At 49.1% G+C, this 13,575-nt stretch carries 9 protein-coding genes; 7 read left to right on the forward strand and 2 right to left on the reverse strand.

Annotated features, from left to right (window positions below):
- Window positions 1-92: 92 nt before the first annotated feature.
- The 7 genes from ispG (at window position 93) to B2M23_RS15075 (ending at window position 12,069) form a co-directional block, all read left to right on the forward strand.
- On the forward strand, window positions 93-1,157 hold the full coding sequence (gene ispG, locus B2M23_RS15045; protein ID WP_038353957.1) for a flavodoxin-dependent (E)-4-hydroxy-3-methylbut-2-enyl-diphosphate synthase: 1,065 nt from the start codon (window positions 93-95) through the stop codon (window positions 1,155-1,157).
- Complete coding sequence (locus B2M23_RS15050) at window positions 1,158-5,267, forward strand: PolC-type DNA polymerase III (RefSeq protein WP_038353956.1); 4,110 nt, start codon at window positions 1,158-1,160, stop codon at window positions 5,265-5,267.
- 226 nt (window positions 5,268-5,493) lie between these two features.
- Complete coding sequence (locus B2M23_RS15055; RefSeq protein WP_081571249.1) at window positions 5,494-7,689, forward strand: bifunctional diguanylate cyclase/phosphodiesterase; 2,196 nt, start codon at window positions 5,494-5,496, stop codon at window positions 7,687-7,689.
- Between the two features lie 9 nt (window positions 7,690-7,698).
- On the forward strand, window positions 7,699-8,706 hold the full coding sequence (locus tag B2M23_RS15060) for a sugar ABC transporter substrate-binding protein (protein WP_038353954.1): 1,008 nt from the start codon (window positions 7,699-7,701) through the stop codon (window positions 8,704-8,706).
- A gap of 223 nt (window positions 8,707-8,929) precedes the next feature.
- Complete coding sequence (gene garR, locus B2M23_RS15065; protein WP_038353953.1) at window positions 8,930-9,826, forward strand: 2-hydroxy-3-oxopropionate reductase; 897 nt, start codon at window positions 8,930-8,932, stop codon at window positions 9,824-9,826.
- Window positions 9,827-9,835: 9 nt separating this feature from the next.
- Window positions 9,836-11,269 carry a four-carbon acid sugar kinase family protein gene (locus B2M23_RS15070; protein ID WP_038353952.1) on the forward strand — a complete coding sequence of 478 codons (1,434 nt, stop codon included), beginning with the start codon at window positions 9,836-9,838 and terminating at the stop codon, window positions 11,267-11,269.
- A 134-nt stretch (window positions 11,270-11,403) separates the two neighbouring features.
- A complete protein-coding gene (locus B2M23_RS15075; protein WP_038353951.1) occupies window positions 11,404-12,069 on the forward strand; it encodes a cyclase family protein in 666 nt (221 codons plus the stop codon).
- A 50-nt stretch (window positions 12,070-12,119) separates the two neighbouring features.
- Here the strand turns inward: B2M23_RS15075 and B2M23_RS15080 are convergent, their stop codons facing one another.
- Window positions 12,120-12,836: a FadR/GntR family transcriptional regulator gene (locus B2M23_RS15080; RefSeq protein WP_052237464.1), complete on the reverse strand. Its 717-nt coding sequence runs from the start codon at window positions 12,834-12,836 to the stop codon at window positions 12,120-12,122.
- A gap of 101 nt (window positions 12,837-12,937) precedes the next feature.
- Window positions 12,938-13,561 (reverse strand): ABC-2 transporter permease, encoded by a 624-nt coding sequence (locus tag B2M23_RS15085; RefSeq protein ID WP_038353950.1) that lies wholly within the window; start codon window positions 13,559-13,561, stop codon window positions 12,938-12,940.
- Window positions 13,562-13,575 lie beyond the last annotated feature (14 nt).

Here is a 13,575-nt window from a genome sequence, read left to right on the forward strand (position 1 = left end):
TAAAAGTAAAGTATAATTACGTTTTGCCCCAATGAAGCAGCAGTGAATTGGGGCTTTTAATTTTGAAAATATTAATGAGTAAGGTGAAAAATATGGAAATACGACGTCATAAAACCAGAGAGGTACCCATCGGAAACCGGATGATCGGAGGGGATAATCCAATCCTGATCCAGTCCATGACCAATACAGACACGAGGGACGTCCAGGCGACTGTGCGACAGATAAAGGATCTGGAGGCAGCCGGCTGCGACATTGTGCGGGTGGCGGTGCCAGATATGGAGGCAGCGAAAGCCATCGCGGACATAAAAAAACAGATCTCTATTCCATTGGTGGCGGATATCCATTTTAATTATGAGCTGGCGCTGGAGGCTATTAAAGGCGGAGTGGACAAGCTCCGGATCAACCCCGGAAATATTGGGGATAAGGAGAAGGTGCGCCTGGTGGTGGAAGCGGCCAGAGAAGCGGATATTTCCATCCGCATTGGGGTGAACGCAGGCTCTTTGGAAAAAGAACTGCTTGAAAAATACGGGCACCCTACACCGGAAGCAATGGTGGAGAGCGCTGAAAAACATATCGCCTATCTCGAAGAGCTTGATTTTAACAACATTGTGGTATCCATGAAGGCGTCGGATGTGCGCTTTACCATTGACGCCTACACGCTGTTTTCCCAGAAATATGATTATCCGCTGCATTTGGGAATTACAGAAGCTGGAGTGCTGCGGACTTCGGCCGTTAAGTCGGGTATCGGTATCGGCTATATGCTGTTGGGCGGCATCGGGGATACCATTCGGGTATCCATCACAGGCAATCCGGTGGATGAAATTTACGTGGCCAGAGATATTTTAAAATCTATCGGCCTGTACCAGAGCGGAGAGGGCATGGTCGAGGTCGTGTCCTGCCCGACCTGTGGCCGCACAGAAATTGACCTGATCGGCATCGCAGAGGAAATGAACCGCCGGCTCGTGCATGTCAAAAAGGACTTGAAGGTCGCGGTGATGGGCTGTGTGGTCAATGGTCCGGGCGAGGGGAAGGAAGCAGACATCGGCATTGCCGGTGGAAAAGGAAAAGGGGTTCTTTTTAAAAAAGGGGAAATCTTTAAAACAGTGGCAGAGGATGAGATCATTGACGCCCTGATGGAAGAAATCGAAAGAATGTAGGTGGACGCCTTGAATCCGATTATACATAAACAGAATGATTTGGAAGAACTCATAAAAAAATACGGACTGGAGCCCCAGCGTGTCGAGGTGAACTCCGCGAGCCAGGAGTTGGTTTTTACTTTTAAAACCCGAATCCCGGAGTGTGACAGCATTTCGGTCCAGAGAGAGCTTGTGGATATTTTTGACTACACCAAGAGCCTGAGCGTCATTATTTCGCCAGAGGCTGAGGGGAATAATGAGGCTGGGGCTAAGAAATCAGTCCACAAGCTCATGGAAAACGTGGATTACGACGCTCTGGCTAAAAAGAAAGAGGACGCGCTGAACAAGCGGTTAAAGGTCATAAAGGATACGCCGCCGGCTAAGGCTGGCAGTGGCTCGCCGGGGAAAAAGGATGGCAAAGAGGAGGAAGCCCGTGTGCTGGGCGTTGGCGAAGTTGTCATGGGGGACAAGATCAAGCGTCCAGCCCAGTCCATGGGAGAAATTGACTTCAGTACCGGCGCGGTGCTGGACAGCACGAACATTGTGGTCAGCGGACGTGTCTTTGGTATTGACTCCAGGGAAATTACCGACAAAACAACCCTCTTTACCTTTAACATTACCGATGAACACGGCAGTGTCTCCTGTAAGATTTTTGCCCGGAAGAAGAATGTGGGTATGATCAAGGAAAATCTGAAAAAAGACCGCTGGTTTAAGGTTGAGGGAAATATTAATTATGACGAGTACTCACACGAAAAGGTGCTGACACCCAAAAATATGGAGGTAGCCGCATCGCCGGTACGCCGTGACAACGCAGAGGAAAAGCGTGTCGAGCTTCACCTTCACAGCCAGTACAGCTCCATGGATGCAGTGAGCAAGGTGGCTAAAATCATGAAACAGGCCAATGACTTTGGCCACGACGCCATCGGTATCACCGACCACGGTGTGCTTCAGGCTTACCCTGAAATGATGTCCCTGAGCAAAAAATACGGTATCAAAGTGCTGTATGGCGTTGAGGGCTATCTGGTGGATGATGACCAGTACATTGTAACAGGGGAACAGAATGAAAGCTTTGAGGGTGAATTTGTATTCTTTGACCTTGAGACCACTGGCCTGATTCCCGGTAAGGACAATATTATTGAGATTGCTGCCGTCAAAATTAAAAACAAGCATATTGTGGACACCTTCTCCAAAATCGTCAATCCACACCGGCCTATTCCACCGTTTATCACCAATCTCACCGGGATTACCAATCAGATGGTTGAGGACGGCGAAGAGGAAGAAGCTGCGGTTAAAGCCTTCTGCGAATTTTGCGGCGATCTGATCCTGGTGGCACACAACGCAAAATTTGATATGGGTTTTATGGAGATTGCGCTGAATGCGCACCACCTGGAAAACAACATCACCTATATTGACACGCTGGCAATGTCCAGAACACTGATTCCAACCATCAACAAACATAATCTCAAAAAGCTGGCGAGCTATTTTAAAGTGGACATGGGGCACCATCACCGGGCGCTGGATGACTCAGTATGCTCGGCGAAAATTTTTGTTAAGCTGATGGAGCTGGCTCAGAAACGGGATGTGGAAGAGGTCGCTGGGCTTAATGGCCTGATGGATGTGGAACAGATCATAAAATCTGGCGATACCTATCATATTATCATCTACGCCAAAAACCAGGCGGGGCTGAAGGATCTGTACAAGCTGGTTTCTGAGGCACATATCCATTATTTCTACAGACGCCCGAGGATACCAAAATCCCTGTTGGCGGCTCACCGGGAAAATCTGATTATTGGCAGCGCCTGCGAGGCTGGAGAGCTGTACAAGGCAGTGCTGAAAAATGTGCCCAAAAACCGATTGGATGAAATCGCTGATTTTTATGACTACTTTGAGGTACAGCCTCTGGGAAACAATGAATACCTGCTTCGGAATGAGACCGTCCACTCCATGGAAGAGCTGGCAGATGTTAACCGGCGGATTGTCGAGCTTGGGCGGGAAAAGGGCAAGCTTGTGGTTGCCACCGGGGACGTCCATTTTGTGGACCCCAGTGACGCCTATTTCAGAGAGATTCTGCAGGCCGGCCAGGGCTACAAAGATTCCCATGAGCAGCCGCCGCTTTACTATCGCTCGACCCAGGAAATGCTGGACGAATTTACCTATGTAGACCCGCAGACCGCTTATGAGCTGGTCGTTACCAATCCGCGCAAGGTGGCAGAACTGTTTGACGATGTGAAGCCCATACCCGATGGCACCTTCCCGCCCATCATTGAGGGCTCGGATGACGAGATCCGGGATATGGTTTATAAAAAGGCCCATGAGATGTACGGTGACCCGCTGCCCGACATTGTGGAACAGCGCGTGAAGCGTGAGCTGGACTCCATTATCGGCAACGGATATTCGGTCCTGTACCTGATCGCCCAGAAGCTGGTACACCATTCTCTGGAGGATGGTTACCTGGTAGGCTCCAGAGGATCGGTCGGCTCGTCGCTGGTTGCCATGCTTTGTGGGATCACAGAGGTTAACTCTCTGGCGCCCCACTATGTCTGCCCGAACTGCAAGCATTATGAGTTCTTTGACAGTACAAAGGTGGGGGTAGGGCCAGACCTCCCCAACGCTGACTGTCCAGAATGCGGCCATCCCATGAATAAGGACGGCTTTGATATTCCTTTTGAAACCTTCCTTGGCTTTGAGGGGGATAAGGAGCCCGATATTGACCTTAACTTCTCGGGCGAAAACCAGCCGGAGGCCCATCATTACACCGAGGTGCTCTTTGGCGAGGGAAAGGTCTACCGCGCGGGAACCATTGCGACACTGGCAGATAAAACAGCCTTTGGCTATGTGAAGAATTTCTTTGATGAAAATGGCGTTACTGCGCCCAGAGCAGAGATGGAACGTGTGATTGAAGGCTGTGCGGGCGTTAAGCGCACCACAGGCCAGCATCCCGGCGGGGTAATGGTTGTGCCAAAGGATAAGGATATCTATGACTTTACACCGATCCAGTATCCAGCCGATGACCGGGACTGTGGCACCATGACCACCCATTTCGATTACCACTCCATTTCCGGGCGCCTCCTGAAGCTCGATATTCTGGGTCATGATGACCCGACCATGCTCCGCATGCTCAAGGACATCACAGGACTTGACCCGCAGGAGATTCCGCTGGACGACGAAAAGGTCATCAGCCTGTTCACAGGCACCAGCGCCCTGGATCTGAAAGATGATGATTTTGACATCCCCCTCGGTACCTGCGGTATCCCTGAGTTTGGGACCAACTTTGTCCGTCAGATGGTGCTGGACACCAAGCCCACTGCCTTTTCAGACCTGATCCGTATTTCCGGCTTATCCCACGGCACAGACGTCTGGACCAACAATGCGCAGGACCTTGTGCGTTCCGGGACTGCGACCATCAAGGACGTTATCTGTACCCGTGACGATATTATGCTCGGACTGATCTCAATGGGACTGGCGCCCAAGGAATCCTTCAGCATTATGGAGCATGTCCGTAAAGGGAAGGGCCTGACAGAGGATGAGGAAGCCTATATGAAGGAAAATAATGTACCGGCCTGGTATATTGATTCCTGTAAAAAAATCAAGTACATGTTCCCTAAGGCCCATGCGGCAGCCTATGTTATGATGGCCTTCCGCATCGCCTACTACAAGGTTTACTATCCGCTGGCCTACTACGCCACCTATTTCAGTATCCGCGCCAAGGAATTTAATCTGGAAAAGATGACCAACGGCAAGGAAACGGTCAAAAAAACACTGGCGGAAATTCGCTCTCAGGGGAACAAGGCCAGCAACAAGGATCAGCAGCTCCTGACTTCGCTGGAGCTGGCGCTGGAAATGTACTGCCGTGGTTTTGGCTTTAAAAATGTGGATGTGTACGAGTCCCACTACAGCGAGTTCAAAATTGTCGGCAATGATCTGCTGCCACCGCTCAACGCCATTGATGGCCTGGGTGATAAGGCGGCCATGCAGATTTATGAGGAAGCCCAAAAGCGGCCCTTCATCTCCAAGGAGGATCTGCAGACCAGGGCCAAGGTCAATAAATCCAATATCGAAAAGCTCGAGCAGTTTGGCTGCCTCAACAGCCTGCCAGACTCTAATCAGATGAGCTTTTTAACCATGATGTAAATAGCCTATCAGCAGCCTGGAATTAGCCCGGCTGCTGTTTTTATATTCTGACGTGTAATAAAAAGATATGAAAATTACCGAAAACGTTTCTAAATAAAGGTGATTCTTTTCACAAAATGTGTTATAATAAGACATCATTTTAAGGGATAATCGGCAATTGTTTCGAAAGATTATAACGGGAGTGTAAAAGAAAGGGGCCTTAAAAGCCTGTTGAGGTATTAGCAATATGAGTAAGAGGTTGTCACGGGTCGCCTTGATTGCGCTGATTCTTTTGCTGTTTATCGCGGTGTTTTTTTTGATGCGCTATGTCCAGAACTTGCTGTACTCGGATGTGCAGATCAACCTGACTGAGGTGGTGACTCAAAATAAGGATGTGGTTACCAGTAAGCTGAAAGTCGAGGTCAACAATCTGGACAATGTGTCCAAACAGCTCACCGACCGGATGAGTCAGGAGGCCCCGGGGGATGGGAATGCGCTCAAATCCGCTTTTTTAAGTTATATAACGGAGAACCTGGACCCGGATCTTTTTATCGCGGATGGTGCGGGAAACGCTTCTTTTACGGATGGCAGCAGTGTCAGCGTAGCGGGACGAAAATACTTCAGGCTGGCTTTGGAGGGGGTTCAGAATATATCGGATAAAACAATCTCCCGTGTCACAGGTGAGGAGCTGTTTGTGATCAGTGTTCCCATGTATTTTAAAAACCAGATTGTCGGAACGGTTCAGAAGCAGTATACCCCCGAGGAAATGTATAATCTGTGTTCACTGTCCCTGTTTTCAGATCAGGGTGCAATGTATATTATCAACAGCCAGGGATATATCTTAATCAGCTCGGAAGAGGAAGAATACAACAAGGAATCCGACAACTATTTCCGCAGCCTCTATCAGAAGGGAAACCAGGATGCTTCACGCGAGTTGGAACAAGGGATCAAGAATGAACAGGCAGGCTTCATGGAGACCACTGAGGACGGCGAAAGGATTTTCTCAGCCTATACACCGGTGGAGGAGATCCATGACTGGTACCTGATTTCGAGTATACCGACCAGCGCGGTATCGCCGAACGCCAAAATGTTTTATGTGATCCTCTGTGTGGTCGTGGGTGTACTAGGGGTCATCATGTTTGTTTTTCTGGCCTACAAGAACAGACAGCAGGCCAATCTTAGGAGAATCGCCTTTGTGGATACGGTGACCGGCGGTAACACCTTTAATAAGTTTACGGTCGATCTTCAGGCAGCGCTTGCCGCCAATCCGGAGCACCCGGGCTATCTGATGACCTTTGACGTTGATAATTTTAAGTATGTCAACAATTATTATGGATTTGATGTGGGTGATAAAATCCTCCGCCATATCTACGATAAGATGGCAGAACAGCTGATGACCGGGGAGAGCCTCGCGCGTATATCCGGCGATCATTTTATCGTACTGCTGCAAGAAGCCGCTCCTGAACGCCTGAATGGAATGCTGAAGGCATCTATGGAAAATGATCAGGGGGTTATGCTGTACTATACGGCCGGGGTTTACGAAATCGCAGACCCGGATGAGAGCATCAGCCTGATGGTCGATAAGGCCAGCGCCGCCGCACAGGTCAATAAAGGGATGATGCGCAAGGAAATCGCTTTTTACTCCATTCAGTTCGACGAGCAGATGATTGAGAGCGAGCAGCTTAAACGCTCAGTGGAGCAGGCCCTGACCAACGATGAAATCGTGCCTTTCTTCCAGCCAAAGGTCAATATCAACACCAGAGAAATCGTCGGAGCAGAGGTGCTGGCGCGTTGGATCACCAAGGAGGGAAGGCTCCGCTCACCGGCTGAGTTCATCCCGCTGTGTGAGAAGACCGGCCTCATCACCGAGCTGGATATGATTATTTTTGAGAAAACACTGGCGTTTTTGAGGAAGAATCTGGACGAAAAGGTGCCGTGCGTGCCCATCTCCATCAACTTTTCGAGGCTGCACCTGCTGGATGATGGCTTCTTTGACAAGATTACAAGACGGATTCACCAGTACGATATTCCACCAGAGCTGATTGAAATCGAGCTGACAGAAAGTGCGATTTTCGATAACCATGAGATCATATCCGAATTTACAAACCAGCTTCACCAATACGGTCTTCAGATTTCCATGGACGATTTTGGCTCTGGCTATTCTTCGCTGAATATGCTGAAGGATATCCCCATTGATGTTCTGAAAATTGACCGCGCTTTTCTGGAGGAGACTTCAGACAGTAAAAAGCAGCGTGTCATTCTCTCCGCCATTGCCCATATGGCAAAACGCCTGGACATCCGGGTAGTGGTCGAGGGCGTGGAAACCATTGAAAATGTTAACCTGATGAAGGAATTTGGCTGCTACATTGCGCAAGGGTATTATTTTGCCAAACCAATGGACGAAGAGTCCTTTGGGAAAATATATAAAGAAGGGATATTATAGGAAAACAGGATGAAAAAATTTCTGTGCTGTCTGGGCAGCCTGTTGCTTGTGGCAACATTATTAAGCGGCTGCAGTACAAAGGAGGATGCGGTGAAAATAGGCGTGTCCTTTGGTGTTGGAAGCGCCTCACGCTGGCCTCTGGAGCAGGGGTATATGGAGGAGCGCGCGAAGGAGCTGGGTGATGAGATAGAGGTGCGGCTGAATACAACCGATACGCCCAAAACCCAGCAAGAGGACTGCTTTGAGATGATTGACAACGGGATTGACGTACTGATTCTGACCCCGCGTGATGTCAACAACACCAAGGAGATCTTAGACTATGCCAAAAAGAAAAACGTTAAGGTTGTCAACTATGCCCGAGTGGTGCTCGGAGACAATGTGGATCTGTTTGTCGGTTATGACAGCGGACGCATCGGACAGAGCATGGGGCAGTACCTCAGCGAAAAGGTTTATGAAGGGGATTATATTATCCTGAGGGGTGATTCCGGCGATCATAACGCTACGCTGTTGTATGAAGGCGCCATGCGTTATATCGACCCGATCAGAGGAAACATTAACATTCTCATGGATGAGGCCGTTCCTGGCTGGTCTGCCGATACGGCAAAGGAAATAGTTAAGAACGCTGTGGCCCAAAATGGGAACCGTGTCAATGCCATCCTCGCACCCAATGACAAGCTGGCAGGAGCCTGTGCCGATGCGCTCACAGAGCTTGGAGTTACCACACCCGTTGTGATTACTGGTATGGACGCGGAACTGGACGCGGTTAAGCGTATTGTCGGCGGCAGACAGGATATGACGGTTTATATGGATCTGAAGGATCTGGCGCGAAAAGCAGTGGAGGAAGCAGATAAAATGGGCAGAAACCAGGAAGTTGATGTCAACGCAGACTTCAACAACCAGGGTGAGAGCACCGTTGCATCCTACCTGATCAACGGCCAGGTGGTCACGAAACAGAATATTGATAAAATCCTCATTGACAATGGCTATTACACAAAAGAAGCGGTTTATGGGAACTGATTGGTTCCCGGTAAAGAAAGGAAAGGTGTTTAAACCCTCCTTTCTTTTTTTATTAAGATTTATAAAAAAGACTTGACAAAAAGGGAAGAGGGCTTTATCATTGAGTTATGAAAAGCAATACATAGGACGTTCTTCGTTACACATTTAACAAATGGCGTTCTATTAAAAATTTTAATCATAAAGGTAGGATGACCTACTAAGAAAACAGAAAAGAGGTACTGAAATGGATCGTATGGTTGGTTTTATCGGACTCGGTATTATGGGAAAACCAATGGCTAAAAACCTGGTTAAAGGAGGGTGCAGCCTGCTGGTAAACGATTTGAATGGGGACGCAGTAAAGGAACTGACAGATATGGGCGCTCAGGCGGCAACACTGAAAGAGATTGGCGAAAAATGCCCGGTTATCTTCACCATTCTTCCCAATGGCGCCATTGTCCAGTCGGTATTATTTGGCGCTGACGGCGTGGCCGAGGGCATCAAAGAAGGCAGCGTTGTTGTGGATATGAGCTCAGTGACACCCACAGAATCCAAGGCCTGCGCCGAAAAACTGGCGTCTCTGGGGGTTGATTTCCTGGATGCTCCGGTAAGCGGCGGGGAACCCAAGGCGATCGACGGGACACTGGCTTTTATGGTTGGCGGTAAACAGGAAGCCTTTGACAAAATGGCTCCTTATTTTGACATCATGGGCGCATCGGCACTGCTGGTCGGCGGAACTGGCAGCGGCTCTGTCACCAAGCTGGCCAATCAGGTCATTGTTAACCTGAACATCGCAGCTGTATCGGAGGCGCTGGTACTGGCCACAAAGGCCGGGGCTGATCCAGAGCTGGTTTACAAGGCGATCCGGGGCGGCCTTGCGGGAAGCACCGTCCTCGACGCCAAGGCGCCGCTGATGATCGACCGAAACTTTGTACCCGGCGGTAAAATTTCCATTAACCTGAAGGATATTAAAAACGTCATGGCAACCGCTCACGACATTGACGTTCCGCTGCCCATGAGCAGCCAGCTGTTGGAAATCATGCAGGCCCTGAAGGTAGACGGCCATCTGGAAGACGACCACGGCGGTATTGTACAGTATTTTGAAAAGCTGGCCGGTGTCGAAGTAAAACGTAAGGAACAGTAGGTGAGTGATATGGCAGAAAGATTAGATGCATCCATTTTAACAACCTTTAAGCCCATTGACGAAAAGGCTGTTACCGCACAGCTCGATGAAGCCTTAAAGGGCTTTGACCGCAAGATTGTGGTTCTGGACGATGACCCTACCGGGGTACAGACCGTTCACGACATTTCCGTCTACACCGACTGGTCGGTTGACAGCATGCGCAAGGGCTTTGACGAGGAAAACAGCATGTTCTTTATCCTGACCAATTCCAGAGGGCTGACGGCTCCCGAGACCACAAAGGCTCACCGGGAAATGGCTGAGAACATTTTACAGGTGGCAAAGGAAACCGGCAAGAAATTTGTTGTGATCAGCCGGAGCGACTCTACCCTCCGCGGTCATTATCCGCTGGAGCCAGAGATTTTAAAGGACGTCATTGAGTCCGGCTCAGACCAGAAAATTGACGGCGAAATTATCTATCCCTTCTTTAAAGAGGGCGGCCGTTTTACCATCGGCAACGTTCATTATGTACAGGAGGGCGATGTGCTGGTACCGGCGGGCGAAACCGAGTTTGCGAAGGACAAATCCTTTGGGTACAAGGCGTCCCATCTGGGTGAGTGGTGCGAAGAAAAATCCGGCGGTAAATACAAGGCCGGAGATGTGACCTTTATTTCACTGGAGGATCTGAGAAATCTGGAAATCGACAAGATCGCAGATCAGCTCATGCAGGTGAAGGATTTCAATAAAATCGTGGTCAATTCTATCGACTACGCAGATGTCAAGGTTTTTGCCATCGCACTGGTAAAAGCCATGAATCAGGGTAAAAACTTTATATTCCGCTCAGCCGCAGCCATCACAAAGGTGCTCGGCGGCGTGCCGGATAAGCCGATTCTCAGCCATGACGAGCTGATTTTAACAGAAAACAGGAATGGCGGCATCATCGTTGTCGGCTCCCATGTCAACAAGACGACCGCGCAGCTTGAGGAACTGAAAAACTCGGACAAGCCCATTGAGTTTATCGAGTTTAACCAGCACCGTGTCCTGGAAGAAAACGGACTGGAACAGGAAGTAGAACGGGTAGTGTCCATTGTGGACGCAGATATTAAGGCTGGTAAAACCGTCGCCGTCTATACCCGACGGGACCGCTTTGACCTGGATACTGACGATAAGGATGAACAGCTTAAGGTGTCTGTCAAAATATCCGACGCGGTCACCAGCATTATCACCAACCTGTCTGTGCGCCCCAACTTTATTGTGGCCAAGGGCGGGATTACCTCCAGCGACATCGGCACTAAGGCACTGCGGGTGCAGAAGGCCAATGTCATGGGCCAGATTAAACCGGGGATTCCTGTATGGATGACCGGGGAAGAAAGCAAATTCCCTGGACTGCCCTATGTGATCTTCCCGGGCAATGTAGGCACCAACACCACACTGAGAGAAGCTGTTGAGACTCTGATGGGTGAATGATTCGGGCGGCCTGTCCGGTAAAAATACCGGGCGGGCGCCCAAAAATAAGCGTTTTACTGAAATCGCAGTCATAAGATTATTGGCGGAAAGAGTCTCCGCTTAATAAAATAAAAAATTTATATGAGGTGAACTTTATGAACATTTTCTTATCCTATCCATTGGACCCGAACGATTTAGCATGGCCAGGCGAACCGGTCATCAAAGTAAGACAGTGTACTGAAATCGGTGATGAAACCCCGTTCAACAGCTTTATGTCCGAGCTGCCAAACCACTGCGGCACCCACTATGATGCACCGAAGCATTTCAATCCAGACGGACTGAGAATCAATGAGCTCCCCATTGACTACTTTGTGTTCAAAAAAGTACTGCTTTTAGATATTCCGAAAAATGCCTGCGAAGGCGTAACCATCGAAGATTTAAAGAAGCATGAAGACGAAATCCAGCAGGCCGACCTGCTGCTGATCCGCACTGGCTTTGGCGAAGTAAGAAAAACAGATCCTAAGAAATATCAGATGGAAGGCCCATTCCTGACACCGGAAACCTGCCTGTACATGGTCAACACCTACAAAAACCTGAGATGCGTGGGCTTTGACTTCCTGGCAATCGGCTCGCCTTGTAATGATCTGGCAGCGCCGGCTCACCAGAATCTGTTAGGCCTGAACACTGAAAAATTCATCACTGCAATCGAAGACATGAACCTGTCCGAATTAAAGGGCAAAATCAATTTTGTTGTTGCCGCTCCGCTGCGTATCGTAGGCGTAGACAGCAGCCAGGTCAGCGTTATTGCAGATTTAGATTAAAACAAAAAGAGCCTTCGGGCTCTTTTTTAGTTGCTTTTGGCCATTTTGACTCAGGCATCCTTGTCGTGCCAGAAGGTCATGCTCTTTTCCACTGCGGCGTCGATGCTTTTCACATCCTTTTCCTGAATACAGCGGAGGATTTCCTTGTGATAGCCCTCGGCCTTGTCGAAAAGCTCCTGGGTATTGATGGTATCCTCAATGGACAGGGAAAAGATCTCATAGATGCCGTTGACCAGCTTGGAAATATAGGGGTTGCCGCAGATATCGGCAATGGCAACGTGAAACTTGTAATCCAGGTAGGCGGCTTTTTCCTTGTCGCCGCTCTCATAAGACTTGCGGATATCCTTGATGATCTGGCTCAGGTGGACGATGTCGCCGTCGGTAGCCTTTTTCATGGCTGTGCGCAGGACCATCTCCTCCATACACTCCCTGAATTCCACCATGTCCGGGTCACTTTCGGCCTGGAAGATGATGCTGTAGATAATGGGGTTAAAGACTGTGGGGGCAATGTGGTCGCACACATAGGTGCCGTCACCGCGTTTGATGTCTACCACGCCCAGTGCGGATAAAATTTTCATGGCCTCACGCAGGGAGTTCCGCCCTACGTTCAGCTCTTCCATGAGCTCAAATTCACTGGGGAGTTTTTCCCCTACCTTAAACTGTCCGGTAGAAATGGCTTTGACAATCCGGTCGATAATCTTGTCAACAATGGAGGAGTTATCAATGGGTGAAAGGGCATTTGCCGGTTTTTTTCTGTCGCTTGGCATAATTTCAAATCTCCTAAGGTCATCTAGTAGGATGTTTGGACATCCTGTTTGTACCTTATTATAACCTACCGGCAAATAATGAGCAAATGTTTATTTAAGAATCAGAGCTCCCGTGCCGCAAAAAGTTTTTGTGACAGACCATAGGAGAGAAGGGCAAAGACAACGACAAAGGCCGCAGCGCTTGAACCTATCCGGACAAGAACCGGTGCGCTGGGAAGGCACAGTTTATTTAGACTATCGCTGAAGGCCCTCAGAAGGAGTGTGGGCACCATGATGATGACGAGTATGCAGCGTGCCTTCTCAGTACCGTATCTGTAGATGATTGGCATACTCAGAGAAGCTAGAAAGAGTCCCGCAAAAGCTGACGCCACTGAAGCGATAAGGATGGTGGTTAAAGAAGCAGGAAACAGCAGACTGAGACTCAGGCTCAGTACCAGGGTAATACCAGTGCTGGCAATGCATAGCAGAAGGATAAAAAGGTATTTGCTGGTGACTAGATCACTTTTTGACACTGGTAGAGTAAGAACAAATTGCTCCCAGCGGTTATTGTCATCATAATTAGAGCTGTTGAGTACACAGATCATGATCAGAAAAGCGTTGACCACTGGAATAAAGACAGTGGTTCTCATAATATAAGCCATGGCTCCATACGCAAGCAGCAGAAAGCCGAGCACTCTCAAATACTGGCGCAGTCCAAGGATTTCTTTGATGATTAAGCCTTTCATTTTTACTCCTTTTT

It is taken from the genome of Eubacterium limosum (assembly GCF_000807675.2).
GTDB classification, from domain to species: Bacteria; Bacillota; Clostridia; order Eubacteriales; family Eubacteriaceae; genus Eubacterium; species Eubacterium limosum.